The sequence below is a fragment of the Comamonas sp. A23 genome, assembly GCF_004522605.1.
In the GTDB taxonomy this organism is placed as follows: Bacteria; Pseudomonadota; Gammaproteobacteria; order Burkholderiales; family Burkholderiaceae_C; genus Comamonas; species Comamonas thiooxydans.
In genome coordinates this window covers 16,134-42,242 of record NZ_RSDT01000010.1, presented here as the reverse complement: position 1 = coordinate 42,242, position 26,109 = coordinate 16,134, and the positions used below count along the sequence as shown (strand labels likewise).

Genomic DNA, 26,109 nt, shown 5'->3' with positions numbered 1-26,109 from the left:
TGTTCAAAGATGCGGCTCTTTGAAGTAAATGCTCTCATCGGTGAACATGACCTTCTGCACCACACCTTGCGGGTCTATGTGCACATGGGCACGCCGAGCAACGGTATTGTCCAGAAAACGGTAGGTCCAGATGTCACCTTTGAAGCTGTAGACCCTCTCGACCTTGGCGGGCGGGCCGAACATGCGGTAGACATCGTCACGGGTATCCACACCATTGCGCAACGCGAAAAAATGCGCGGTATCCAGCACCTGCTCCACACGCACCAGCTTGTGCCGGGCATCGAAGTCCATGTGATAGACCTGCTGACCGGCGGGCTGCTGGCTATAGACCAGGCGCTGGCCGCCCTCGGGCAGAGGCACGACCAGAGTGGGTTTGCCCATGCCTTTTTCCACCTCGGCCTGAGGCATGCCAGGCTTTTGCCACTGGGGCACCATGCAACCCGCCAGCCCCAATGCCAGCAGACTGGCAGTCAACAGTGTTTGCAGGCGAGGCAGGGACATGGACACTCCGATCAGGCCCTCAGGGCCTGCTTCTGGGCTTTGACCAGCTTGGTCTTGATGCGATTGCGCTTCAGCGGCGAGAGGTATTCGACAAACACCTTGCCCAGCAGGTGATCCATCTCGTGCTGGATGCAGATGGCCAGCATGCCTTCGGCGTCGATCTCACGGCTGTTGCCGCTCTCATCCAGGGCCTTGACCTTGACGGCAATGGAGCGCTCCACGCCGTCGTAGATGCCGGGCACGGATAGGCAGCCTTCCTCGCCCAGCTGCTTTTCCTCGCTGGCCCAGAGAATCTCGGGGTTGATCAAGGCCATGGGCTCGTTGCGCTTCTCGGACACGTCGATCACGATAACGCGCTCATGCACATCGATCTGTGTCGCGGCCAAGCCGATGCCCTGGGCGTCATACATGGTCTCGAGCATGTCTTTCACCAGAGTCTGGATGCGCTCATCCACCTGCGCCACGGGCTTGGCGACCTTGTGAAGACGGGGATCGGGGTAGCAGAGGATGGGAAGAATGGCCATGGTGTCTCGGTAAATCTGTCGTTATTGTCCCAACATTTGACGCCAAACGCTTGTCACGTCCTCAATAAACATTGATCTATCGAGGCCTTGCATCGAGAATTTCGACACATTTGTAAGACTTGTTGGCTGGCTATGCCAAGATCGGCCACAGTGCGGCGACGCGAGGGACGCTGCAGCAAACGAATCCCGCCAGAAGGAACTTCATGACCGCATTTGCCACTGCACGCGCCTTGAGCATTGGAGCCACATTGCTTGCAGCCCTGACTTCGGTCCACGCCCAAAGCTATCCTGTGACCGCCACCCAGCGCTCCACCGCACAGCAAGTCGCTCAGCAAGGCATCCCCGAGAACGAACTGGCGCCCAACGCTCCCACACAGTACACCGTCAAGCGCGGCGACACGCTCTGGGGCATCTCTGGCATGTATCTGCGCCAGCCCTGGCGCTGGCCTGAACTCTGGGGCATGAACCTCTCCAGCATCGCCAACCCTCATCAGATCTACCCCGGCCAGGTGCTGTATCTGGTGCGCAGCAACGGTTATGCCCGTCTATCGACCACGGCCCCCAACGGCGATTCCGGGGTAGTGCGCCTGTCGCCGCAAACGCGTGAATCGTCACTGAACGACCTGGCCCTGCCCACGCTGCCGCCGCATCTGATCGAGCCCTTCCTGGCCGAGCCGCTGGTGGTGGACAGCCAGGCACTTACACAAGCCCCGCGCATCATCGCCACCCAGGACAAGCGCGTGCTCATGGCCAATGGCGATCGCGCCTATGTACGCAACTCCGGTGGCGCGCTGGTCACCACCGGCAAGGGCAGGCCCGCGAGCTATCGCATCTTCCGCGATGCCACGCCGCTCAAGGACCCCATCACCGGGGAAATCCTTGGCTACGAAGCCAAGTACCTGGGCAGTGCCACCGTGGCGCGTAGTGAAACATTGCTTGAATCCGCGCCAGGCCAGCCTGTACAGACCACGCCTGGAACAGTGGACATCATCCGCTCCAAGAATGAAATCCGCGCAGGTGACCGTCTGCTGCCCTCGCCCGAGCAGCAGTATCTGAGCTATGTGCCCCATGCCCCGCGCCATGCGGTAGATGCCGCCGTGGTCTCCATCTATGGTGACTCGGTGGGCTATAACGCAGCTCAGAATCAGGTCATTGCCATCAACAAGGGAGCCCAGGACGGCATGGACATCGGCGCAGTGCTGGAACTCGTCAGCAAGGGCAATGTCATCGTGGACAAGACCAGCCCCAGCCGTGACCGGGTGAAGCTGCCCGATGAGGCCAATGGCTATGCCATGGTCTTCAAGGTGTTTGACCGGGTTTCCTACGCGCTCATCACCACGGCCCAGCGTGGCGTGAATGTGGGCGATGGCCTGCAGTCGCCCCAGCCCTGAATGGAGCGTGAGCATGGTGTCGCCCCCTTCACAAGATGCGCTCCATGCCTCACCCGATGCCGAAATTCTGGCCTGGCTGCGCCTGCTGCTGACACCGGGTCTCGGACGCACCACGGCACGCCGCCTGCTGGCCAGCGCCGGTAGTGCAGACGCGGTCTGGCGGCTGCCGCTGTCCACATGGGCGGAATGCGCCACTCAGGCGCAGATCAAGGCTCTGACAGAGCTCCCGGCAGACTGGGAGCAGCATTGCAGCGCACTGGCCCGCTGGCTGAGCTCCCCCGCGCCGGGTATCTTGCACACCGTGATTCATCTGGGCAACTCTCAGTATCCGGACTGCCTGCTGCAGACCGAAGATCCGCCCCTGCTGCTGTTTGTCCAAGGTCCAGCGGTACTGCTGGCATCTGCCGGGCCCTGGTTTCCCTACCCGGCCACCCTGGCCATGGTGGGCAGCCGCAATCCATCCGCCCAGGGAGTCATCAATGCGCGCAGCATGGCGCAGGCACTGGCCGAGCAAGGGCTGTGCATAGTCTCAGGTCTGGCACGCGGCATCGATGCAGCTGCCCATGAGGGAGCACTTCAGGCCCGCTCAGGCCCTACCCCCCGCACGATTGCCGTCGTCGGCACCGGACTCGATCAGGTCTATCCGCGTGCGCACACCAAGCTGGCACAGCAAATTGCGCGCAATGGGCTGGTCATCAGCGAATACCCGCTGGGCAGCGAGCCCCTGCCTCGGCATTTCCCTCAGCGCAACCGCATCATTTCGGGCCTGTCGCAAGGCACCCTGGTCGTGGAAGCCGCACTGCAGTCTGGCTCACTGATCACGGCCCGCCTGGCCAACGAGCAGGGGCGTGAAGTCTTTGCCATCCCCGGCTCCATCCACGCGCCGCAGGCCAAGGGCTGCCATGCGCTGATACGCCAGGGTGCCAAGCTGGTGGAAACCGCTGACAACGTGCTCGAAGAGCTTCAAGGACTGAAACTCGCGTCGACCAGAGCCGAACCAGCGCAGGAAGCTGCCAAAAACAAGGCATCGACACCGGATAACCCGTTGCTGCAGGCGCTGGGCCATGACCCCATGACACTGGAGTCCTTGAGCGATCGCACGGGCTGGGATGCCGCCCATTTGCAGGCGCAGCTGATGGAACTGGAGCTCGACGGCCTGGTCGCGCGCCTGCCTGGCGGCCTGTACCAGCGACTTACGCAAAGCTGAAGCCCCAAACCGGCATATCCCGACAAGGCGACGCCAAGCAAGGGCCGCGCCCTTCCCTGGTGCAGCGCGTAGAGAAAGGAGAAAGATGCAAAGCACCTCAGGGGCTTAGGCCAGTCTTTCCGGATTCGCCTGAATTTTCTGCAGTGCATCGCGCGTGGCACGCACCGTCAGGGCTTCGGCATCATGCACCGCAAGCAAGCCGGCCTGCAGATAGGTCGCCATGCGTTGCGCCTGCAGCAGATAGCAGTGTCCATCCAGCGAAGCGAACAAATGCAGATGCTTGCGACGGCTATGCCAGACATATTGCACCTGCACACGGGCACCGTTGTGGTCCAGCGTGAACCAGCGACCGCTTTCCAGCGACTGGGCCCACTCCAGCATGGCGGGCTCCACCGGACTGTCCGTGTTGGGAATAACGTTCAGATCGCCCGCATCCACGCCCAGCATCAGCTCTATGCTCTCGCTGGACAGCGGCATATCGTCGAGCTTGCCATCCTCGCTGATGTATTTCTCCAGCTCCGCCAGGCGCTTGGCCATGGCCTCGATACGCTCGGCCGGAATGGCTGCCGTCTTGGACATGAAGGCCTGGGCCAGCGTATCGGTCAACACCTTGATCGCGGCAGACTGTGCATCGCCGGTCACGCTCACCAGCTCCAGTCCTTCACGCAAGGTCTGCAGCAAGGTCGGCAGGCCCTGGATGACACGCGCGCGCTCCTGACGCAAGGGCTTGGCGCTGGCCGACCAGACCAGCTCGCTGGCCGCCTGCTTGAGGCGCATGGCCCGCGCATCCTTGGCGCCATAGCGCACGGTGGCCATGGCCAGCACATCGGCCCAGGACTTGAAGAGAAAGTCTCGCACCTCTTCGCGCACCGGCATGTCGGTGAGCATATTGCGCAGCTCTATGGTGTACTGGATGGCCAGCGTCTCCTTCTGCTCCACCTGCTGAGCCACGCTGGTGATCTTGGCCGTTGACCGGTTCTGGGCAAAGTGCCTGGTGAGGAATTCCTCGAACTCGCGCAACACCAGGGCGAAGACCTTCTGCCCGGTTTCAGGGTACTGCTCTATCACCTGAACCACACGGCGGATCTCGGTCTCCAGCGCATTGCCATTGATGCTGCTGGCATCAAAGCCCATGACGCAGGAGCCCATGCGGTCAATCAGCTTGCGCGCCGGGTGGTTGAGATCGCTGAAGAACTGCGGCTCGGCCAGGGCCACGCGCAAAACCGGGACCTGCAGGCGCGCGAACCACACGCGAATGGACGGCGGCAGCCGGTCTTCCGAAAGAATGCTCTGGAACATCAGCGCCACCACCTCGATGGTCGCCTTCTCGCTCTTGGTCTCGGCCTTTTGCTTCCAATCAGCCGAGCGCTCGCGCACCAGATTGACCAGCTGGCCGATCGCTGCCGGGCTGTAGTCCATGGCAGGCATAGCCATGGCCGAGCCGGCCGCAGACGGATACTGGGCCTGGAGCTCGGCCGCCATCAGTTGTTGCTGCTCCTGCAGCGCCTGCGCCAGAGCGGCAGACGCCGGAGGCATGGGAACGACAGGCGTGCCAGGCATCAGTCCTGGAATGCCGACTGCAGGCTGGCTCAGCACCTGGCGCAGCTGATTCATGGCATCCAGCGCGCGATGGCGCGCCCGCGCCAGCATGCCCAGGCCGGCGCTGGCGCCTGGCGGCAGGGCAATGCCCGGAGCCATCCCAGTCCCGACGCCCAGACCGGCAGCCATACCGGCCGGCATGTACTGCATGGCAGAGTTGGTCCAACCCGCATCGGATGCATTGCCATAGCCACTGCTGGCGCCCAGATGCATGGCACCGGTGGACGGGCCACCCTCGGTACGTCGCACGCGCAGCGGGGCATCCTGGGCCTTGCTGACGCCCTTGGCATCCAGCAGCTTGTGCAGGATGCTGTATTCGGACTCCATCAGCGGTGCCAGCGCATTCTGCAGAGGCTCCACAGCCCGCAGCAAATGCTTGCGCTCCATGCCGCAGCTCAGCCATTGCTCGACCAGATGCAGGCAGATGGTCTCGGCACGGAACATGTCCCGGGAAGCCAGCTCATGGCCCTCCAGTGCCTGAATGCGCAGGCGCATGGCCTCGAAGCCGGGCTGCAGCGTCTCTCCCATGGCCAGGGCCATGCGGGAGGCAAGAATCTTGTTTTCGACGACATCGTCGCTGAGCAGCTCGAAGGTCAGCGGAGCCGAGCCTGACGAGTTGCTTTCCGTACTAGCGGAGGGCGGCTTGCGCGCAGCCTGCTGCAGCGCCTGAGCGCCTGCCTGCAACCAGGCGTCCTTGTTCTGCTGAAAGCCAACCCAGGCCTCGCGCCACTCCTGCATCTCCTTGGCAGTGGAGACGGCACTGCTCTGGTTGGAGAGGAATTCATCCAGTTGCCGAGCGACCTTGGGCAGGCCCTGACAAATGCCATGGACCCAACGCAAGCGCGCCTGCCAGCCCAGCTGTTGCGGGGCCGCAGGCGCGGTGGAGGAAGACTGCGAGAGAGTCATTCCGTAAGTGTAATGGCGGCAGAAGCAGTCATGCACCCGCCGCAATGGTCAAAGCGTCAGACCACGGCTCCCGCATTGGGATCGTTGGGGTCTTGCGACCCGGACTTGGCTGGAGCCTTGACCAGATCTTCTCGCTTGACGCCCAGCCACATGGCAATGGCAGCCGCCACGAACACCGAAGAATAGATACCGAACAAGATACCGATCGTCAGTGCCAGCGCAAAGTAATGCAGGCTGGGGCCGCCGAAGAAGAACATGGACAGCACCATGGCTTCGGTCGAGGCGTGGGTGATGATGGTCCGGCTCATGGTCGAGGTGATGGCGTGGTCGATCACCTCGTGGGTGCTGAGCTTGCGGAACTTGCGGAAGGCTTCTCGGATACGGTCGAAAATCACCACGGACTCATTGACCGAGTAGCCCAGCACGGCCAGCACGCCTGCCAGCACGGAGAGCGAGAACTCCCACTGGAAGAAGGCAAAGAAGCCCAGGATGATGATCACGTCGTGCAAGTTGGCAATGATGGCCGCCACGCCGAACTTCCACTCGAAGCGAAAGGCCAGATAGATGATGATGCCCAGCACCACCATGCCCAGCGCCATCAGGCCGTTGTGCATCAGTTCATCGCCCACCTGCGGGCCGACAAACTCGGTGCGACGCAGCGTGACCTCGGCATCCTCGGCCTTCAGAGCAGTGATCACCCGCTCACTTTGCTGAGCAGTCGTCACGCCCTTTTGCACGGGCAGACGAATCATCACATCCTTGGATGTACCGAAATTCTGCACGATCACATCGGCATAGCCGAGCTTGGAAACGGTTTCACGCACCTTGCCGATGTCGGCAGGCTGGGTGTAGGCCACTTCCATGACCGTACCGCCCGTGAACTCCACGGACAGATGCAGGCCGCGCGAGAACAGGAAAAAAACGGCCAGCGCAAAGGTGATGAAGGAAATCGCGTTGAAGACCAACGCGTACTTCATGAACGGAATGTCTTTTTTGATGCGGAAGAACTCCATGATCTTCCTCCTTAATTGTTGCCGCCGCGGCCGGCCACGGAACGGTGACCTTCACCCTCAGGCTTCCAGACCTGACCGATGGCGAGGCTCTTGAGCTTCTTGCGACCGCCGTACCAGAGATTGACCAGACCACGCGAGAAGAACACGGCCGAGAACATGCTGGTCAGAATGCCGATGCAGTGCACCACGGCAAATCCACGCACCACACCAGAACCAAAGGCCAGCAGTGCCAGACCCACAATCAGCGTGGTCACGTTCGAGTCCAGAATGGTGTGCCAGGCATGCTCGTAACCGGCATGAATCGCCGCCTGGGGCGAGGCACCGGCACGCAGCTCTTCGCGAATGCGCTCGTTGATCAGCACGTTCGAATCGATGGCCACACCCAGCGCCAGCGCCATGGCGGCAATGCCGGGCAGGGTCAACGTGGCCTGCAGCATGGACAGAATGGCCAGCAGCAGCAACACGTTGATGCCCAGAGAGATCGTGGAGATCACGCCGAACAGCATGTAATAGACACACATGAAGGCAGCAACAGCCACCATGCCCCAGACCACGGAGTGGATACCGCGGTCGATGTTGTCGGCGCCCAGGCTTGGGCCGATGGTGTATTCCTCGATGATCTCCATGGGCGCGGCCAGCGAACCGGCGCGCAGCAGCAGCGAGGTGTCGTTGGCTTCAGCCGTAGTCATGCGACCCGAGATCTGCACGCGGCCGCCGCCGATTTCGCCACGAATCACGGGAGCCGTCACCACTTCGCCCTTGCCCTTTTCGAACAGGATGATGGCCATGCGCTTGCCCACGTTCTCGCGCGTCACGTCCTTGAAGATGCGCGCGCCCTTGGCATCCAGCGTCAGGTTGACGGTGGGCTCCTGGGTCTGGCTGTCAAAACCGGGCTGTGCATCCGTCAGGTTCTCGCCGGTCAGCGTCACCTGCTTTTGCACGATGATGCCCTGACCGTTGCGGTCCAGATACTTCTCGGAGCCGAAAGGCACGGGGCCGGAGCCCATCTCGGCAGCACGCGCTTCGGCGGACTCATCTACCATGCGCACTTCCAGCGTGGCGGTGCGGCCCAGAATGTCTTTGGCCTTGGCCGTGTCCTGCACGCCGGGCAGTTGCACCACGATGCGGTCCAGGCCCTGCTGCTGGATCACGGGCTCGGCCACGCCGAGTTCGTTGATACGGTTGTGCAGCGTGACGATGTTCTGCTTGAGCGCCTGCTCCTGCACCTTGCGCAGGGCTTCGGGCTTGATCGAGGCCACCAGCTTGAAGCCCGTGCCGTCAGGCGTGGAAGTGGCCGCCAGATCGGGGAACTGGTCCGCGATCAGATTGCGCGCCGCCGTCAGCGTGGCTTCGTCGCGCACGCGAATGGTGACGTTGTTGCCGTCGCGGCTGACACCGCCGTGGCGGATATTCTTGTCGCGCATCGAAGAGCGCAGATCGCCCGCATAGCTCTCGGCCTTCTTGGTCAGGGCCGCCGCCATGTCGACCTGCAGCATGAAGTGCACGCCGCCGCGCAGGTCCAGACCCAGATACATGGGCTTGGCGCCGATGGCCGTCAGCCAGTCGGGCGAGCGCGACACCAGGTTCAGCGCCACGATGTAGGAGGGGTCGGTGGGGTCGGAGATCAGCGCCTTCTGGATGACGTCCTTGGCCTTGAGCTGCTCATCGGGCGTATCGAAGCGGGCGCGCACCGAAGTGCCTTCCAGCGACATCGATGTGGCTTTGACGCTGGCCGCGCTCAAGGCGGACTCCACCTTTTGCAGCACCGCGTTGTCCACCTTGACGGTGGACTTGGCCGAGGACACCTGCACGGCAGGCGCTTCACCAAAGAAATTGGGCAGGGTGTAGAGCACCCCCACCAGCAGCGCGATCACGATGATCGCGTACTTCCAGACCGGGTATCGGTTCATGATCGCGCTCTTTTTTTTACAGCAACGCACAACGGGTACGCGCGCTCTGGTCGAGCGCCGTACCCCTCAAAATCCACAGCGGACAGGCTTACTTGGCCGTGCCCTTGGGCAGCACTTGCACCACAGCGGAGCGCTGGATCTGGACTTCCACGCCGGAAGCCACTTCGATGTAGATGAATTGCTCGGCCATGCGGGTCACGGTGCCGATGATGCCGCCGGCGGTAGCCACTTCATCACCCTTGGCCAGCGCGTCGATCATGGAGCGGTGTTCCTTCTGGCGCTTCATCTGGGGACGAATCATCACGAAGTACAGCACCACGAACATCAGCACCAGAGGCAGCATGCCGGTGAGCGAACCCATGAAGCCGCCTTCAGCAGCGGCGGCAGGAGCGGTCTGGGCGAAAGCAGAAGAAATGAACACGAAAAAGACTCCGAAAGAGTGAATTTGTCAGGAATAGGTCCCGGCAGGCGCGCACTTGCACGATCTCGCCAGGTCAGCGGGACATTGTATTCGGCTGGCTTGTACCCAAGATTGGCATGGGCAGCCGCGCAGCACAGGCATTCCCTGATGCAATGAGGACCTCCCTTTCCACATCAACGATGCCTGTAAAAAACATAGCTATCAGCGCATTACTCGTATTGTTTTGTGACTGTTTTATCTTTGAATATCACTCAATACAGGCGCTGGCAGCTATCAAATTCAGATAGCCCACTGCCAGCATCGCCTCTGACCATGAATACAAAGGCCGGGTTGCCCCGGCCTTGTTGTGATGCGCCTCGGCGCAATTAGTTCACTGCCATCAGCTTGACTGCTGGCGCAGCAGCTGCAGCCGAGCCATTCCAGCGAGTCATCAAGGACTGCCACTTGATGCGCGCAGCCGCCAGATGGTGCTCTTTGACATGGCCGTAGCCTCGAATGTCTTCGGGGATGGAGGCGATCTCCACGGCCAGCGCCAGCTTGTCGGCCGTCAAGCCCGCCAGCAGGGTTTCGATGCACTGGCGGTATTCGACGATCAGGGCGCGCTCGGTGCGGCGTTCCTCGGTGCGACCGAAGGGATCGAGCGCCGTGCCGCGCAGCCCCTTCATGCCGGCCAGCCAGCCCATGGCCTTGCGCATCCAGGGGCCATAGGATTTTTTGAGCAGATGACCCTGCTCGTCCTTCTTGGCAAAACCGGGGGGCGCCAGGTGATGGACGAGCTTGTAGTCGCCCTCGAACATCTCGCTGATCTTCTGGGTGAAGGCCGCATCGGTGTGCAGACGCGCCACCTCGTACTCGTCCTTGTACGCCATGAGCTTGAACAGATAGCGCGCCACGGCCTGGGACAGGCGCGTGCCCTGGGCCAGCGGCTCTTCCGCCGCGCGCACCTTGGCCACGAAGTCGCGGTACTGCTGGGCATAGGCCGCGTTCTGGTAGGCCGTGAGGAACTCCACACGCTTGTCCAGCATTTCCTCCAGCGACGGCTTCTTGACGAACTGGATCACCTGCGATGCCTGATACAGAGCGCGCACGGCCTCCAGATCGTGGGCGCAGCGGCGGCCCCATTCAAAGGCCTCCTGGTTGCGCGCCACCTGCACGCCGTTGAGCTCCATGGCGCGCATCAGCGAGGCATGGCTGAGCGGCACCCTGCCTTTTTGCCAGGCGTAGCCCAGCATCATGGGGTTGGCGTAGATGCTGTCGCCCAGCAAGGCCGTGGAGGCCTTCTCGGCATCGAAGCTGCCCAGGGCGCCATGTCCCACGGCCTCGGCCAGCGCCGTGGCGCAGCGTGCGGCAGGCGACTGCCAGTCGGGGTTGCCCACAAAGGTGGCCGTGGGCGCGGCATGGCTGTTGAGCGCCACATAGGTGCGCCCCGGCTGCATCACGGACAAGGTGGTGGGCGTGGCCGCCACGATGGGGTCGCAGCCTATGACCAGATCGGCCTTGGCCATGTCCACCTTGGTGGTGTAGATGGCATCGGCGCGGTTGGCGATCTGGATATGGCTCCAGGTGGAGCCGCCTTTTTGCGCCAGACCCGCCGCATCCTGCGTGACCACGCCCTTGCCCTCCAGGTGTGCGGCCATGCCCAGCAGCGAACCGATGGTGATCACGCCCGTGCCGCCGACGCCGGCCACCACGATGCCCCAGGCCTGCTCGGCCACGGGCAGGACGGGCTCGGGAATAATGGGAAAAGCCTCCAGGCTGCCCTTCTTCTCCTGCTTGGGCTTTTTGAGTTGACCGCCCTCGACGGTGACGAAGCTGGGGCAGAAGCCCTTGACGCAGGAATAGTCCTTGTTGCAGCTGTTCTGGTTGATGCGGCGCTTGCGACCGAACTCGGTCTCCACGGGCTCGACCGAGAGGCAGTTGGACTGCACCGAGCAATCGCCACAGCCCTCGCAGACCAGCTCGTTGATGACCACGGTCTTGTCGGGCGTGCTCAGCACGCCGCGTTTGCGGCGGCGGCGCTTTTCGGTGGCGCAGGTCTGGTCGTAGATGATGGCCGTGCAGCCCTTGAGCTCGCGGAACTGGCGCTGAATCGCATCCAGCTCGTCGCGATGGTGCACGGTCACGCCCTCGCCCAGCTTCACGCCATCGTATTTCTCGGGCTCATCGGTGACGATGACCAGCTTGCCCACGCCTTCGGAGAGCAGGCTGTTCATGATCTGCAGCACCGAATGGCCTTCGGGCCGCTCGCCCACGCGCTGGCCGCCCGTCATGGCCACGGCGTCGTTGTAGAGCACCTTGTAGGTGATGTTGGTGCCGGCCGCAATGCTCTGGCGGATCGCCAGCAGCCCGCTGTGGAAGTAGGTGCCGTCGCCCAGATTGGCGAAGACATGGGCTTCCTTGGTGAAAGGCGCCTGCCCCACCCAGGTCACGCCCTCGCCGCCCATCTGCGTGAAGGTGCTGGTGCGGCGGTCGGGCATCCAGGTGGTCATATAGTGGCAGCCGATGCCGGCCACGGCGCGCGAGCCTTCGGGCACGCGTGTCGAGGTGTTGTGCGGGCAGCCGCTGCAGAACCAGGGCGTGCGGTCGCCGGTCGAGACCTCCTTGGCCGCCTTGATCGCCGCTTCGCGGGCGTCGAGCACGGCCAGACGCTGCTGCATGCGCGTTTGCACATGCTCGGGCACGCCCAGCTTCTTCAGGCGCTGGGCAATGGCGCGCGCAATGATGGCGGGGGTCAGATCGGCCGTGGGGCGCAGCAGCCAGTCGGTGCTGGGGTTGGGCAGCGACCATTCGCCGCCATGCTCGTCGCTGAACTTGCCCACCACATTGGGGCGCACGTCGTCGCGCCAGTTGTAGAGCTCTTCCTTGATCTGGTATTCGATGACCTGGCGCTTTTCCTCGACCACCAGAATCTCCTGCAGGCCGCGCGCGAAATCGCGCGTGATGGTGGCCTCCAGCGGCCAGACCACGTTGACCTTGTGCAGCCTGATGCCCAGCTCGCGGCAGGTGTCCTCGTCCAGCCCCAGATCGGCCATGGCCTGGCGCGTGTCGTTATAGGCCTTGCCGCTGGCGATGATGCCGAAGCGGTCGTTGGGCCCTTCGATCACGTTGTGGTTGAGCTTGTTGGCGCGCACATAGGCCAGGGCTGCATACCACTTGTAGTTCATCAGCCGCGCTTCCTGCTCCAGCGGCGGATCAGGCCAGCGGATATGCAGGCCGCCGTCCGGCATCTGAAAGTCTTCGGGCAGGATGATGTTGACGCGATCCGGGTCCACCAGGACCGAGGAGGAGGACTCCACCACCTCCTGAATCGTCTTCATGCCCGACCACAGGCCCGAGAAACGGCTCATGGCAAAGGCATGCAGGCCCATGTCGAGGATGTCCTGCACATTGCTGGGGAAGAACACCGGCGTGCCGCAGGCCTTGAAGATGTGGTCGCTCTGGTGCGCAGCCGTGGAGGACTTGCTGATGTGGTCGTCACCCGCAATCGCAATCACGCCGCCATGCTTGGCCGTGCCCGCCATATTGGCGTGCTTGAACACGTCGGAGCAGCGGTCCACGCCCGGACCCTTGCCATACCAGATGCCGAAGACGCCGTCGAACTTCTTGGTCTCGGGATAGAGATCGAGCTGCTGCGTGCCCCAGACGGCCGTGGCGCCCAGTTCTTCGTTCACGCCGGGCTGAAAGACGATGTGATTCGCTTCCATATGCTTTTTGGCGGCCCACAGCGACTGGTCGTAGGTGCCCAGGGGCGAGCCGCGATAGCCGCTGATGAAGCCGGCGGTATTGAGCCCGGCCTGCGCATCGCGCAGCCGCTGCAGCATGGGCAGCCGGACCAGGGCCTGCACGCCGCTCATAAAGGCGCGGCCGCGGGCCAGGGAATATTTGTCGTCCAGAGTCACAGACTCCAGGGCGCGACGGACTTCATCGGGCAAAGGGGCATTCATGGCTTGTCTCCATGTGGGTGACCACCCGTGGCAGCTCTTGGCTACCAGAGCAGCATATTGCTTTGGGCATTCCTGCGCCAGAGGCACGGAACGCAAGTTGTTTGAGCAAAGTTTAAGGAAAACGCCCCGAATAGAGCTTTCTTTTTATTGCCGGGATTAACCTAGTTTTTGAAAGAATCTTGCTGTAAATTGCGAATCATGAACCAACTTGATCGCTTCGACTGGGCCATCCTGAATGAGCTGCAGATGGACGGCCGCCTCACCAATGCCGAGCTGGCCCAGCGCGTAGGTCTGTCCGCCGCGCCCTGCTGGCGGCGCGTGCGCGCGCTGGAGGAGTCGGGCTACATCACCGGCTACCACGCCACGCTGGACCGCCACAAGCTGGGCCTGGGCGTGCTGGCCTTTGTGCGCGTGGATGCCGCACAGAACACGGCCGACATCACGCTGCGCATGGAGGAAGCCATTCGCCTGCTGCCCGAGGTCACCTCCTGCCACTACATCAGCGGCGCGGGCACCTTCGAGCTGCAGGTCGTGGCCAGGGATCTGGAGAGCTTTTCCGGTTTTGTGCGCAATGTGCTGCTGCGCCTGCCCAACGTCAAAGACGTGCACACGATTTTTTCGCTGGGCGAAGTGAAGTCCAGCAGCGCGCTGCCACTGCCCAGCACGCTGACGCATGTCTGAGCCCGGCCGGCACACTTAAAAAGTGAAGCGCGTACCGCTTGACCCATGGGCAATACCTGACGTATCGGTATTGAAATCAATGACTGGCATACGCTGCAAGCTCACTGATCAATAGCACCCGTCACCGCTGCGACAGGTGGCCGCCGCCGCCTGGCACTGTGAGGAACTACGTATTTGTCAGCACAACTTTCCTGCTACAGAATCGTGTCCCATGGCCCACGATGATTCCGCAGCACGCGCTTCCCACAATCCAATAACTTCAGACTCCGGCCAGGTCCCTGCAGGCAAGCTGCTCGAAGATCCCTCGGCCATGCATGACGGAGGTGCGCCTCCTGCCGCGGCCCCGGGCGTCTGGACACCGCTGGCCACGCCCACCTTCCGCATGCTGTGGATGATCTGGATGACGGCCAATATCTGCATGTGGATGAACGATGTGGCGGCCGCCTGGCTGATGACATCGCTGACCACCTCGCCCGTGCTGGTGGCGCTGGTGCAGTCGGCCTCCACCCTGCCGGTCATGCTGCTGGCCCTTCCCAGCGGGGCGCTGGCCGATATCCTGGACCGACGCCGCTACTTCATCGTCACCCAGTTCTGGGTGGCTGCCGTGGCGCTGCTGCTGTGCCTGGCCGTGCTCTCGGGCCAGCTGACGCCCTATCTGCTGCTGGCCCTGGTGTTTGCCAACGGCATCGGCCTGGCCATGCGCTGGCCGGTGTTCTCCGCGCTGATCCCCGAGTTGGTGCCCAAGCACCACCTGCCTTTTGCGATGGCCCTCAACGGCGTGGCCATGAATGCCTCGCGCATCATCGGCCCGCTGGTCGCCGGGGCCCTGATTGCCGGCCTGGGCAGCGCCTGGGTGTTTGTGCTCAACGCCGTGCTGTCCATCGTCTCGGGCTTTGTGCTGCTGCGCTGGAAGCGCCAGCAGCCCGCCAACCCGCTGGGCCGCGAGCGCCTGGGCTCGGCCATGCGGGTGGGCCTGCAGTTCATCAAGGAGTCGCCGCGCATGCATGCCGTGCTGCTGCGCACCGTCTGCTACTTTCTGCAGGCCGCCGCCATCATGGCCCTGCTGCCGCTGACGGCCCAGCGCCTGGACCACGGCACGGCCAGCAGCGGCAGTGCCGGCACCTTCACGCTGCTGCTGGCCTCCATGGGCGCGGGCGCCATCCTGGGCGCCATGCTGCTGCCGCGCATACGCCAGATGCTGTCGGGCGAGCGCACGGTGCTGGCCGGCGTGGCCGCGCAAAGCCTGGCCACGCTGACCGTGGCCTTCGCCCCCCATATCGCCGTGGCCGTGCCGGGCATGATGCTCTCGGGCATGGCCCTGCTCGCCACGGCCAACACGCTGGGCGTGGCCGCGCAGATGGCCCTGCCCAACTGGGTGCGGGCACGCGGCATGTCCATCTACCAGATGTCCATCATGGGCAGCACGGCCATTGGCGCCGCCATCTGGGGCAAGGTCGCCAGCCTGGGCTCGGTGCAGATCAGCATGGCCGTGGCCGCCGTCAGCGGGCTCACGGCACTGCTGATCGTGCAGCGCCTGAACCCGGACCGCGACATCGAGGAAGACCTCAGCCCTTCGCGCGCCTTCACGCCGCCGACGGCAGCGCTGCCGCCCGAAGCCGGCCGCGTGGTGGTGACCATCGAGTACCTGATCGACCCGGCCAGGGCCGGCGCCTTCCGCGATCTGATGCAGCTGAGCCGGCGCAGCCGTCTGCGCCAGGGCGCGCTGTCCTGGAGCCTGCTGCACAGCATGAGCCAGCCCGAGCGCTTCGTGGAGCAGATCACCGACGAATCCTGGACCGAGCATCTGCGCCGCTTCGAGCGCGTGACGACCGCCGATGTGGCGCTGCGCGACCGCAAGCTGAGCTTTCACAAGGGCAAGGAGCCGCCCGTGGTGCAGCGCTACTTCAGCGACGCTCTTTAAAAGAGAGCTGCCAGCGCTTTCAGTTCAATGATTTCAGATAGTTATTCATCGAAATTCATTGACTGACAAGCGCTGGCAGCTCCTGTTTTTAGTATCAGCGCAGATGCGGCGCCGATCCGGCCAAGGCCTTGGGCCAGAAGGCCCAGAGCTTGAGCGGCTGCTTGATGCGGCCCGCCACATCACCGGCCTCGGCCCCCCAGCCCATGAAATAGTCGGCGCGCACGGCGCCCAGAATGGCGCTGCCCGTATCCTGCGCGAACACCAGGCGATTGAGCGAGACCGTAGGGCCGGGCGTGGACAACCAGACCGGCGTGCCATAGGGAATGCTGTTGCGGTCCACGGCAATCGAGCGGCCCGGCGTCAGCGCCACGCCCTGGGCGCCCTTGGGACCGAACTGGGCATCGAAGTCATTGAGCGCCTCCTCGCGGAAGAACACATAGCGCGGATTGCTCCAGAGCATCTCGTTGACACGCGAGGGATTGGCGGCAATCCAGGCGCTGATGCCGGGCCAGGTGGCATCGCGCACCAGGTTCTGGTCGAGCAGCCAGCGGCCCACGCTCTTGTAGGGCTGATCGTTGGTGCCGGCATAGGCCACGCGGATCATGCGCTGGCGGCCGTCGGCCTCGGTCAGCATCAGCCGGCCCGAGCCCTGGATATGCAGCACCAGCATGTCCACCGGGTCGCGCAGCCAGGCAATGGCACGGCCGGCCAGGGCGGCCTGGGCCTCGGAGTTGGTGTCGATCTGCTGGCGCGTGAACCAGGGCTTGCGCTTGCCAAAGCCCTGCGGGACCTGATAGATGGGCACGTTGAAGCCGTTGCCCTGCACACGGCGCGCCTCGTACAAGGGCTCGTAATAGGCGGTCAGCATGCCGTCGGGGCTGCCCGTGGTCGCTTCGATGCGATAGGGCTGCAGCGTGTTCATCATCCAGCTGCGCTGCTCGTCTTCCGAGGCGATGCTCAGCCTTCGCACCTCGCCGCACAGATTGGCAAACACGGTGCTGGGACGCTCGCAATTCTTGATCCAGGCATTCCAGGCCTCGTTCAGGGAATCCTGGGGCACGCCGGGCAGCTCGCCCCAGTCCACCGCCACCCAGCGGCTTTTAGTCGGTACATTGGCGGTGAACGGCGGCTTGGCTGCGGAAGCCGGCCCGCCATGCGGAGCCATCTCGGGCACCGATGCCGGGTCGTTTTGCTGCTTGGTGGTGGTGCATGCCACCAGGGTTCCTACAATCAGCGCCAGTGAAGCACGGCGCAGGAGATGGAAATTCATGGGTCTGATTTTGCTTGAAGCACTGCTGGCATTGGCCATTTTGGTCGCTATTGTGTGGTGGACCATGTTCTCAGGTCGAAAAAAGGGTGAGTTGCCGGCCCCGGTCGAGCCTACGCCACACAAAGAAGTGCTTGCAGACCCCGAACAAGATCGCTCTAATCGAGCTTAGCCCATGGCGCTGCAGCCACTGCAGCGCGGGCTGCATGTGACAATCTTTTGCATCAGAAACCGCTCGCTGGCCCGCGTCCTACTTTTTTTGCCTTCTCTTGGCAGTACGCTCGTGGCCTTGCAGCTTTTACGCAAAGCTGGTTTGCAAGACCCTCCGGGTCGTTTATCAAACTAAGGAGTTTTCTATGCGCAAGCAAATGGCTGTGACGGCCGCTCTGGCCTCTGCATTGTTGATCACCGGCTGCGCCAATACCGGCGGCATGTCGGACACCACGCGTCGTACTGCGACCGGTGCAGGCGTGGGCGCACTGGGCGGCGCTGCCATCGGCGCCATTGCTGGCGGCCATGCCGGCAAGGGTGCACTGATCGGTGCCGGTGTCGGCGCCCTGGGCTCCTATATCTGGTCGCAAAACCTCGAGAAGCAAAAGCGTGAAATGGAAGCCGCGACCCAGGGCACAGGCGTGGGCGTGACACAGACCGCGGACAACCAGCTCAAGCTGGACATCCCCAGCGACATCTCCTTTGACACCGGCCGCGCCGACATCAAGGGCAACTTCGCCCCCATCCTCGATCGCTTTGCCGAAGGTCTGCGCAACAACCCCAACGCAGAAGTGCGCATCATCGGTCACACCGACAGCACAGGCTCCGATGCCATCAACAACCCTCTGTCGCTGCAGCGCGCCGAGAGCACCCGTAACTATCTGACATCGCGTGGCGTCAACGGCGCCCGCATCCAGGTTCAGGGCATGGGCTCGCACCAGCCCGTGGCCTCCAATGCCACCAACGAAGGCCGTGCGCGCAACCGCCGCGTGGAAATCTTCGTGGGCGAGCGTGCGCCTCAATAAGCCAGCGCGAGACCAGCAAAAAGCCCCGCTTGGCGGGGCTTTTTTCATGTCGCGGAGGCTTGCGCTCAGGCGTTGCGCAGCAGATTGGCCAGCTCCACGGCCGACTTGACCTGCATCTTGTCGAAGACACGCGCGCGGTGCACTTCCACGGTGCGCACGCTGATATCGAGCTGATCGGCAATCAACTTGTTCGGCACGCCCTCGACGACCAGCTTCATCACGTCTTTTTCCCGATCGGTCAGCTCGTCCAGGCGGCTGCGCACCTCTTCGCGCGCCTGCAAGGCAGCCAGATGCTCGGCGGACAGCGCCAGAGCCTGCTCCACCCGGTCCACCAGCGCGTTGTCGGAAAACGGCTTCTCGCAGAAATCGAAGGCACCGCGCTTGACCGTATCCACGGCCGTCGGCACATCGGCATGGCCGGTCAGAAAGATCACGGGCATGGCCTCGATCTGGCCGCGCTCCAGCATGCGGTTGAACAGCGACAGCCCGCTCATGCCCGTCATGCGCATATCGAGCAGCAGGCAGCAAGGGCGACGCGTCACGGGGCTGGTCTGCAGCACGGCCTGCTCGAATTCTTCGGCGTTGCGATAGCACTCGCTCAGCAATCTGCGCGAACGCAGCAGCCATGCCAATGCCTCTCGGACATCGGCATCGTCGTCCACCACGTAGACGGTAGCGTCGGTTACAGGTTCCATGAAGCCTAGTTCTCTCTGGGTTCCCAGTGGGCCGGAAGCGTGAAGACAAACTCCGTGCCCTGCGGGAGGTGCGGGCGGTAATCAAGGTGACCACCATGTTGCTCCACCACCGTGCGGCACAGACTCAGGCCCAGGCCCATGCCTTCGGTGCGCGTGGTGAAGAAGGGGGTGAACAGCTGCTCGGCGACTTCCGCAGAAATGCCGGCGCCGCAGTCCATGATGGAAAATTCTACCCAACGCGCGTTATTACCGTCAGAACTGCGCCTGACAGCCATGGTCAACACCCTCTCCTTGAGCTCGGGCAGGTCCATGGCCTGCATGCCGTTGCGCGCCAGATTGAGCAGCACCTGCTCGACCATGGTGACATCGCAGAGCACCCCCGGCAGATCGGGCTCCAGCTCCAGCTGCACAGTTGCATTGAGCTTGTGCGCCTGCAGATAGACCAGAGGCATGACGGCATCGATCAGCTCCACGGGCTGCACCACCTCTCTGGACTTGTCTCGCCGGCGCACGAAATCGCGCACGCTCTTGATGACCTTGCCTGCGCGGTCGGCCTGAAAACCGATGCGCTCCAGAGCCATGCGCAAGTCCTTGAGATGCGGGACCTGAGGGTCGGTCGGCTCATGCTCCAGCAGATTGAGCGAGCCCGTGGCATAGCTGGAAATGGCGGCCAGCGGCTGTGTCAGCTCATGGCTGAGCATGGAGGCCATCTCGCCCACCGTCGCAAGGCGTGCCGTGGCCTGCAGGCGCTCCTGGGAGGCACGCGACATCTCCTCCATGCGGCGCTGCTCGCTGATATCGATGAAAGCGCTCATCCAGCCCGTGTGCTGGCCCTGGGCGGTGATCAGCGGCGCCTCGAAAATCAACACCGGAAAGCGCGAGCCGTCCTTGCGCATGAACACGCTCTCGTGGCCCTGGCGCGGTGTGGGCAGCAGGCCGGCAAGGCGCTGATCGCGTCGGCTCACATATTCCTGGGCCAGCTCGGGCGGCCAGTAAGGCGCCACATTGAGGCCCAGCAGCTCCTGCGCGCTGAAGCCCACCATATTGCAGAAGGCCGGGTTCACATAGGTGATGCGGCCCTGGAGATCGCGTGCACGCATGCCCGTGACCAGGGAGTCCTCCATGGCCTTGCGAAAGGCCAGCGCATCGCCCAGATCGCGCTCCGCACGCAGGCGGCGGCGGTTGTCGCGCACCAGCACCACCACCACGGTCACCAGCGCGATCGACATGCCGGTCACCAGCGCCGTCATCACATTCGGAAAAACGCTGGGCGCGTGATGCCAGCTGTCCATGCGCAGCACCAGGGTGTTGCCCGGCAAATCCAGCAACTGCTGGGCCGTGAACATGCGCGAGCCGCGCCAGGCCGCCCCCACCATGGCCAGACGCGTGCCGTCCGGCTCGGTGAACGAAACCTCCTGGGTGCGCGGCAGGGACTTGCCCACCTGGGCCATCAGAATGCCCTGCAAGCTGTAGGTGCCCAGCACATAGCCCACCACATGGCCGTTCTCCGTCAGCGGCATGCAGACCTGCATGGTCTCCGTGCCCAGGCCCTCGCCCAGCAGCTGGAAGCGGCTGGGCGAGTACGATGGCCCGTTGACGCGCCTGGCCTGGGTACAGGTCAGTGCCTCGCCCGAATGCAGCTCGGGCAAATGGCTTTCATCCTCGACCAGCAAGGTGCGATAAGGCGTCTCGGCATGCTCGATGAGGCGCATGTTTTCACCGCGCCATTCGATGCGCATCAGGTCGCGGCGCTGCTGCAGCAGCTCGGTCGCATGCTCGCGCCAGGCGGCATGCTTGCTGCTGTAGGCGCTCAGCGCCAGCAGGTCCTGCAGATTGCGGCCCAGCGCTGCACGGATATCGCCGACCGCATTGGCGGTGTCGCGCTCCAGCTTTTCCTGCACCTGCGAGGCCTCATAGCGTCCGGCCAGCCAGACCATGGTGACCAGCATGCTGACCACCAGTGCCACCAGCAAGGTCCATAGCGACCAGCGCTTCCAGGCCATGCGCCAGCGCCGCCAGGGCCAATGGGCGGGATGGTCCTCGGGCAGTGCGTCAAGAGCGGTATTCAGCGGATCAGTCACAGCACACGATGGGTCAAGGCCGGCAATTGCTGGCGCACTTGCAGCAGGCGGTCACGATTGAGCTCTCCCGCCACCACGCCGGTGCCGCTGGCCTGCAGGCCCTGCACCTCGCCCCAGGGGTCGATCAGCAGACTGTGGCCCCAGGTGCGGCGACCGTTTTCATGCACGCCGCCCTGGCCCGGTGCCAGCACATAGGCCAGGTTCTCTATCGCCCGCGCCCGCAGCAGCACCTCCCAGTGCGCCTGGCCCGTGGTGTAGGTGAAGGCACTTGGCACCAGCAGCAGGTCGGCCCCCTGTGCGCTGAGTGCGCGGTACAGCTCGGGAAAGCGAAGGTCATAGCAGACACTCAGGCCCAGGCGCCAGCTCACGCCATTTCTGGCCTGTATGTCGCAGACCACGGGCTGGCTGCCCGCCTGCACCACGGCAGCCTCGGTATAGCTCTCGCGCCCGTTGTCGAACTGAAAGAGGTGGATCTTGTCGTAGCGGGCCACGCATTCGCCCTCGGGCGAATAGACCAGACTGGTGTTGAGCACATGGCTGTCGTCAGCGGCTTGCAGCGGCAGCGTGCCGGCCACCACCCACAGTTGCAGCTGCCTGGCGGCCCCGGCCATGAAGTCCTGGATCGGCCCCTGGCCAAAGACCTCGCGGTAGGCCAGCTTGTCGGTGTCCCTGGCTCCCATGGCACAGAAATACTCGGGCAGTACCACCAGCTCCGCACCCAGGGCGGCGGCCTGCTGCATCAGGCTGCGCGCCTGTGCCAGATTGGCGGCAACATCCTGACCCGAGACCATTTGTAGAGCGGCAATCTTCATGGCTTCTCCTCTGAGCTTGGAGCGGCAGCGGGCTGCTTGCCGGCATCGTCGGCACCGGCCTTGGGCACGCTGCGCCTGGGCAACTCGGTCACTTGCGGGTCCTCCCAGCTGCCGTGGATATGGAACTCCTTGGTCGTGGCCGCAATCAGCGGGCCACGCAGAATCATCTGTGCCAGAAAGCTGCTCAGCCCCACCACGGGATTGATGGCCGTCGCAACCAGGGAGGCGGACAGGGCGTTGATCTCCGGCACCACCACCACATGCAGGTCCTGGGTTTCCTTGTCGATATCGGCAGAGCCCTCCATCAGCACGGCCGCGTTCACGCCCTTCATCTGCATGTTATTCGTCTTGGCAATGCCGCGCTCTATGGTGACATCGCCTCGCATGAAGTCGAACGAGAAGCCGTTGCGGAACACGTCGCGGAAGTCCAGCGTCAGCCGCCTCGGCAAGGACTGCAGGCTGAGCACGCCCAGCAGCTTGGCCAGTCCCGGATCGGCCTTGAGGAACTGGCCTTTTTGCACCTCCAGATGCACGGCGCCGGACATGGTCTTGAACTCCGGCGTCACGGGCGCTCCTGTCCAGCTGATTTCACCCTGCAGCTGGCCCTGTCCATTAGCAACCACGCCAGGCATGTCAAAGCGATTGAGCAGCTTGCCCACATCGCGCAGATTGAGCTGGAACTGCAGCTGGGTCTGCCCCGGGTGCTTTTTGTCACTGGAGCGCAGTCCCCAGGAGCCCTGGGCCGTCAACGTCGCCTCGGGCGTGCTGATATTGAAGCGCGACAGCTGCCATTCGCGCTGCCCCGCTCCAACGGACAGCCCATGATTGCGCGCCACCACATCCAGCTTGCCCAGCGAACGCTTGCCCAGCTGGAAGTCGTCCACGCTGACCTGCAAGGCCGGTAGCTCGCGCACATTGCCGGTCTGCTCCGCAGCGGTATCCAGCCCTTCGTCCGGGCCGTCGGGAATGCTCAGACGTGAGAGCTTGGCGATGACAAGGCCGCCCGGCTCCTGCGCAGATGGCTCTCGATACTCCACACGCCCCGCCAGCTCGCGTGACTGGATCTGGTTGGTCCATACCTTGCTGGCATGGCTGAGCTGCAGGGATACATCGTGCAGCGAACGGCCATGGAGCTTGACCTCACGCGCCTTGAGCGCCAACTGCTGCGGCACAAACTGGCGCCAGCTCTCTTCCTCGGTACCGGGGCCGTCGGCAGAGCCCCCTGCGCCATCGGGCCACAAACGACTCCAGGCATCCAGATCAAGCACCGGCAATTGCACCCTGGCCTGCAGGCCGGCAGGCGGCAATGCGGCTTCCGCCTTGCCCGACTCCACCAGCTCCAGGCTGCCGCGTGTGATGCGAGCCTGCGCCCCACTGATATCGCGCTCCAGCAAGGCTGCGGCCTGATTGCCCCATTGCACGCTGAACTGATCGGTCAGCGGCTTGGCCACGGCTGGCACTGTGCGGTTGACACGCAAGGCCAGGGAGCTGTCGGCCGCCTTGCCCAAAGGAGCTGGCAACATGACCGCCATGCCCTGCAGATCGGACTGCAGACTGATTTCCGGCACGCTGTGCAGCACCTTGATCTGCAAGCCATAACGTGCCTGGCCTTGCAGATGCTTGCCCAGAGCCACCAGTTCGCTCATCTCCTTGGCGTCACGCAGGCCCTGGGCCGTGGCAATACCGTCCACACGCACTTGCACCGGAGCCGTGGCGGCATCGGCGGCAGGCTTCATGCCGCCCTCGATGCGCACATCGCCGCCCAGCGCTTTGGCTTGCACGCCCGAGAGCTGAAAGCCGGTCTCCGAAAACTGCACATTGCCGCGCAACTGACTGAGTGTGGGCACCTCGGGCATCAGCTGCAGCGTATTGCCCGCCAGCGCCACTTCACCCTGTACCTTGCTGCGCTCCATATGCATGGTGGGCAGATGCAGCCTGAGGCTGAGCTTGGCATTGCCCGTGGCCTTGCTGCCATCCAGAGCATGGGCAGTCAGCGCAGACAGAGCCGAGCCTTGGACCAGGTTCAGCATATCGCCCAGGGCTCCATGAGCCTTGGCGTTGACCTCCACCTCGGTCAGGTTCCAGTCGGCCACTCCGGCCTGCGCTTCATCAACCACGATGGCGGTATGCCCCAGAAAGCCCTTGGCCTTGCGCACCTGCATGGAGTTGCGGTCGAACACCAGCTCGCCCGACAGCCTAGTCAGCGGCGGCCAGGGCTTTTCGCCGGGGCCCAGCAGATAGCCGGGCACAAACTGGTAGTTCACATCATGCACCTGGGCACTGATGTGGAATTCGCCCTTGCCCGGTTTTTCAAACGGCACATGCTCGAGTTCGCCCTTGACGCGGAAGTTCACTTCACTGGCCTGACCCGTGGTGATGGCCTCGCGCACATAGCGCAGCGCATCGCTGCCCAGATCCTGGGGCAGATAGCGATAAATCCGTTCACCCTTGGCGCGACTGAGCTGCCCTTGCAGATCCAGCAGTCCCGGAAAGCGCGGCTGCTCCTTGGTCCCTGCACCGGACTGCCAGCTGGCCTGGGCCTGGCCGGCCGTGTCCTCATTGGCGAAACGCAGCCGAGGCACCTGCACCTTGATGGTCTGGCCCTTGTCCAGCAGCTGCCAGCGCACCAGGCTGTCGAACTGGTCGAGCGGAATATCGGGGTCTTCAAACACTCCGGGGAAGCTCAGCATGGCCTGGTTGGCCGCCGCCGTCTTGGTCAGCGTTGCCTCGCCGCTGTCCTGGTCCAGGCTGAACTTGCCACTCAGCCCCCGCACACCGGGAATACCTATGCTGTGCGGACCCTCCTGCGAAGCCTGGGAACGCAAGCCCAACTGCTCGAAGCGCCCCGAAGCCTTGTACTGCGCCAGCTGCTGCAGAGGTCCGCGCCATGACAGCTTGAGATCACTCAGCTGTCCCGCCGGCGCAAGCGCCTTGAGCTGGGTCTGCACGGACTCCGGCAGGGGCAGACGCTGCAGCATCTGCGCCGCAATGGCCAGGTCGATGCCATCGGCCTGAACCTCGCCATGCTCGCCCTGACTGCCCTGCTCGGAGGCGCCGGTCGGCACATAGCGCAGGCTGAAATCGCCTCTGGGCCAGTTCAGCCCGTCATCGGCCGTGAACTGCAATCCCTGGACGGAAAACTGGTAACCGTTCTGATTCTTGGCCCGCAAACGCCCCCGCAAGGCCTGCAGGGCCAGGGGCTCGGGTCTGCCCCGCCATTGAAGTTGCAGCGCCTGTACCGCGACATCGGCCACCCCGCCCACAGGCTGGCCGTGATCCACATCCAGCCAGGCCCTGACCGAGCCCTTGCCCTGCTGCAGCTTCCAGTCCTGCGGCCCCAGATACTGGCCCAGATGCGACAGGTCGATATGCGTGAAGTCCAGATAAGCCTGTCCGCTCCAGCGCTCCAGACGCCCTTCATGCACCGACAGCAAGGGCTCCTTGAAGTTGCCCATGACCGTAAAGCGCTGGCCCCAGCCCTCTGGCGGCGTGGCATCCAGCCGCAGGGAGTGGTGCCAGCGCTTGTTGCGCAGCACCAGATCCACATCCTGCAGTTGCAAGGGCGCGGCATTGCGCAGCTCGTCCACCCACTGCAGCTTGCCGCTGCGGATGGCAATTTCGGGCTGGGAGAAGATCCAGTCGGAGTCGGTACCCTGCCCCGGATCGGATGACACGGCAATACCGGCCACAAAGATCTGACCATCGGCATCGCGGCGCACCGTCAGATCCGGTCCTTCCAGATATATCTGCTCGACGCCCAGGGTCATCAGCGAATGGGCAGAGACCGCCACCACCACCTTGGGCAGCAGCAAGGCCTCACTCTTGTTCGCAGGGTCATGCAGGACTACGTCGCCCAGCTCGAAGGTCGGCACCAGACCCGAGCGGTAAGCATTCAGCCGGCCAATGGAAACCGGTACACCCAGGCTGCGTGAGGCCAGGGATTCCAGCTCGGGGCGCCACTGTTCGATTCGCGGCACAATCCAGAAATGGAGCACCCCCCACACGGTGGCCAGCAGCAGCCACAGGCTAAGGACCAGTCCCAGAGACCACCGTGCCAAGCTGGCCAGCCTATGAATTTGGCGAGTTGGGAGTGGTTTCGGTTCGATCATCGGTGGCCTAGCAATGGCAGGAATTATGACCGGCGCCCCGTGCGCGTTTCGGTAACCACACGTTGCCGGGCTGATTACCTGCCTGCCTGACATCATTTTTCACGGTCCGCA

At 63.5% G+C, this 26,109-nt stretch carries 18 protein-coding genes; 6 read left to right on the top strand and 12 right to left on the bottom strand.

Features of this window, described 5'->3' with window-relative positions; translation table 11 throughout:
- Nucleotides 1-3: 3 nt before the first annotated feature.
- Together EIC84_RS19735 and def are read right to left on the bottom strand one after the other, a co-directional pair.
- A complete protein-coding gene (locus tag EIC84_RS19735; protein WP_003066825.1) occupies nt 4-501 on the bottom strand; it encodes a membrane protein in 498 nt (165 codons plus the stop codon).
- A gap of 11 nt (nt 502-512) precedes the next feature.
- Nucleotides 513-1,025: a peptide deformylase gene (gene def / locus EIC84_RS19730; protein WP_003066822.1), complete on the bottom strand. Its 513-nt coding sequence runs from the start codon at nt 1,023-1,025 to the stop codon at nt 513-515.
- A gap of 203 nt (nt 1,026-1,228) precedes the next feature.
- Between def and EIC84_RS19725 the strand changes: the two genes are divergently transcribed.
- Both EIC84_RS19725 and dprA read left to right on the top strand, forming a co-directional pair.
- Entirely contained in the window at nt 1,229-2,416 is a 1,188-nt protein-coding gene (locus EIC84_RS19725) for a LysM peptidoglycan-binding domain-containing protein (RefSeq protein WP_003066820.1), read from the top strand.
- 13 nt (nt 2,417-2,429) lie between these two features.
- Nucleotides 2,430-3,623: a DNA-processing protein DprA gene (dprA, locus tag EIC84_RS19720; protein WP_003066818.1), complete on the top strand. Its 1,194-nt coding sequence runs from the start codon at nt 2,430-2,432 to the stop codon at nt 3,621-3,623.
- A 105-nt stretch (nt 3,624-3,728) separates the two neighbouring features.
- On the opposite strand, the gene EIC84_RS19715 is transcribed toward dprA, so the two are convergent.
- The 5 genes from EIC84_RS19715 to EIC84_RS19695 form a co-directional block, all read right to left on the bottom strand.
- Nucleotides 3,729-6,128: a DUF1631 domain-containing protein gene (locus EIC84_RS19715; protein WP_003066815.1), complete on the bottom strand. Its 2,400-nt coding sequence runs from the start codon at nt 6,126-6,128 to the stop codon at nt 3,729-3,731.
- A gap of 56 nt (nt 6,129-6,184) precedes the next feature.
- Complete coding sequence (gene secF / locus EIC84_RS19710) at nt 6,185-7,141, bottom strand: protein translocase subunit SecF (protein WP_003066813.1); 957 nt, start codon at nt 7,139-7,141, stop codon at nt 6,185-6,187.
- Between the two features lie 11 nt (nt 7,142-7,152).
- Nucleotides 7,153-9,051 carry a protein translocase subunit SecD gene (gene secD, locus EIC84_RS19705; RefSeq protein ID WP_003066812.1) on the bottom strand — a complete coding sequence of 633 codons (1,899 nt, stop codon included), beginning with the start codon at nt 9,049-9,051 and terminating at the stop codon, nt 7,153-7,155.
- Between the two features lie 88 nt (nt 9,052-9,139).
- Nucleotides 9,140-9,472, bottom strand: coding sequence for a preprotein translocase subunit YajC (gene yajC / locus EIC84_RS19700; RefSeq protein ID WP_003066810.1), 333 nt, complete (start codon nt 9,470-9,472; stop codon nt 9,140-9,142).
- A 365-nt stretch (nt 9,473-9,837) separates the two neighbouring features.
- Entirely contained in the window at nt 9,838-13,416 is a 3,579-nt protein-coding gene (locus EIC84_RS19695; protein ID WP_003066807.1) for an indolepyruvate ferredoxin oxidoreductase family protein, read from the bottom strand.
- Between the two features lie 198 nt (nt 13,417-13,614).
- Between EIC84_RS19695 and EIC84_RS19690 the strand changes: the two genes are divergently transcribed.
- The gene (locus EIC84_RS19690; protein WP_003066805.1) at nt 13,615-14,097 is read left to right on the top strand and encodes an Lrp/AsnC family transcriptional regulator; all 483 of its coding nucleotides are present in this window, start codon (nt 13,615-13,617) and stop codon (nt 14,095-14,097) included.
- Nucleotides 14,098-14,308: 211 nt separating this feature from the next.
- The gene (locus EIC84_RS19685; RefSeq protein ID WP_003066803.1) at nt 14,309-16,018 is read left to right on the top strand and encodes an MFS transporter; all 1,710 of its coding nucleotides are present in this window, start codon (nt 14,309-14,311) and stop codon (nt 16,016-16,018) included.
- A gap of 94 nt (nt 16,019-16,112) precedes the next feature.
- Here the strand turns inward: EIC84_RS19685 and EIC84_RS19680 are convergent, their stop codons facing one another.
- On the bottom strand, nt 16,113-17,288 hold the full coding sequence (locus tag EIC84_RS19680) for a murein transglycosylase A (RefSeq protein ID WP_003066801.1): 1,176 nt from the start codon (nt 17,286-17,288) through the stop codon (nt 16,113-16,115).
- On the opposite strand from EIC84_RS19680, the gene EIC84_RS26030 reads away from it, so the two are divergent.
- Both EIC84_RS26030 and EIC84_RS19675 read left to right on the top strand, forming a co-directional pair.
- Nucleotides 17,287-17,457 carry a hypothetical protein gene (locus EIC84_RS26030; RefSeq protein ID WP_167599010.1) on the top strand — a complete coding sequence of 57 codons (171 nt, stop codon included), beginning with the start codon at nt 17,287-17,289 and terminating at the stop codon, nt 17,455-17,457. The genes EIC84_RS19680 and EIC84_RS26030 overlap by 2 nt on opposite strands.
- Before the next feature lie 184 nt (nt 17,458-17,641).
- Nucleotides 17,642-18,301 carry an OmpA family protein gene (locus tag EIC84_RS19675; protein WP_003066797.1) on the top strand — a complete coding sequence of 220 codons (660 nt, stop codon included), beginning with the start codon at nt 17,642-17,644 and terminating at the stop codon, nt 18,299-18,301.
- Nucleotides 18,302-18,366: 65 nt separating this feature from the next.
- Here the strand turns inward: EIC84_RS19675 and EIC84_RS19670 are convergent, their stop codons facing one another.
- The 4 genes from EIC84_RS19670 to EIC84_RS19655 are packed head-to-tail and all read right to left on the bottom strand — an operon-like array spanning nt 18,367 to nt 25,947.
- Nucleotides 18,367-18,996: a response regulator transcription factor gene (locus EIC84_RS19670; protein WP_003066795.1), complete on the bottom strand. Its 630-nt coding sequence runs from the start codon at nt 18,994-18,996 to the stop codon at nt 18,367-18,369.
- A 5-nt stretch (nt 18,997-19,001) separates the two neighbouring features.
- Complete coding sequence (locus EIC84_RS19665) at nt 19,002-21,077, bottom strand: nitrogen regulation protein NR(II) (protein ID WP_003066794.1); 2,076 nt, start codon at nt 21,075-21,077, stop codon at nt 19,002-19,004.
- Complete coding sequence (locus EIC84_RS19660) at nt 21,074-21,889, bottom strand: carbon-nitrogen hydrolase family protein (RefSeq protein WP_003066791.1); 816 nt, start codon at nt 21,887-21,889, stop codon at nt 21,074-21,076. Before EIC84_RS19660 ends, EIC84_RS19665 begins: the two co-directional genes overlap by 4 nt.
- The gene (locus EIC84_RS19655; RefSeq protein WP_003066789.1) at nt 21,886-25,947 is read right to left on the bottom strand and encodes a YhdP family protein; all 4,062 of its coding nucleotides are present in this window, start codon (nt 25,945-25,947) and stop codon (nt 21,886-21,888) included. The genes EIC84_RS19660 and EIC84_RS19655 overlap by 4 nt, the downstream gene beginning before the upstream one ends.
- Nucleotides 25,948-26,109 lie beyond the last annotated feature (162 nt).

Coding starts and splice junctions, on each gene's coding strand:
- EIC84_RS19735 (WP_003066825.1), bottom strand. CDS start 501: ATGTCCCTGCCTCGCCTGCAAACACTGTTGACTGCCAGTCTGCTGGCA.
- def (WP_003066822.1), bottom strand. CDS start 1,025: ATGGCCATTCTTCCCATCCTCTGCTACCCCGATCCCCGTCTTCACAAG.
- EIC84_RS19725 (WP_003066820.1), top strand. CDS start 1,229: ATGACCGCATTTGCCACTGCACGCGCCTTGAGCATTGGAGCCACATTG.
- dprA (WP_003066818.1), top strand. CDS start 2,430: ATGGTGTCGCCCCCTTCACAAGATGCGCTCCATGCCTCACCCGATGCC.
- EIC84_RS19715 (WP_003066815.1), bottom strand. CDS start 6,128: ATGACTCTCTCGCAGTCTTCCTCCACCGCGCCTGCGGCCCCGCAACAG.
- secF (WP_003066813.1), bottom strand. CDS start 7,141: ATGGAGTTCTTCCGCATCAAAAAAGACATTCCGTTCATGAAGTACGCG.
- secD (WP_003066812.1), bottom strand. CDS start 9,051: ATGAACCGATACCCGGTCTGGAAGTACGCGATCATCGTGATCGCGCTG.
- EIC84_RS19695 (WP_003066807.1), bottom strand. CDS start 13,416: ATGAATGCCCCTTTGCCCGATGAAGTCCGTCGCGCCCTGGAGTCTGTG.
- EIC84_RS19690 (WP_003066805.1), top strand. CDS start 13,615: ATGAACCAACTTGATCGCTTCGACTGGGCCATCCTGAATGAGCTGCAG.
- EIC84_RS19685 (WP_003066803.1), top strand. CDS start 14,309: ATGGCCCACGATGATTCCGCAGCACGCGCTTCCCACAATCCAATAACT.
- EIC84_RS26030 (WP_167599010.1), top strand. CDS start 17,287: ATGGGTCTGATTTTGCTTGAAGCACTGCTGGCATTGGCCATTTTGGTC.
- EIC84_RS19680 (WP_003066801.1), bottom strand. CDS start 17,288: ATGAATTTCCATCTCCTGCGCCGTGCTTCACTGGCGCTGATTGTAGGA.
- EIC84_RS19675 (WP_003066797.1), top strand. CDS start 17,642: ATGCGCAAGCAAATGGCTGTGACGGCCGCTCTGGCCTCTGCATTGTTG.
- EIC84_RS19670 (WP_003066795.1), bottom strand. CDS start 18,996: ATGGAACCTGTAACCGACGCTACCGTCTACGTGGTGGACGACGATGCC.
- EIC84_RS19660 (WP_003066791.1), bottom strand. CDS start 21,889: ATGAAGATTGCCGCTCTACAAATGGTCTCGGGTCAGGATGTTGCCGCC.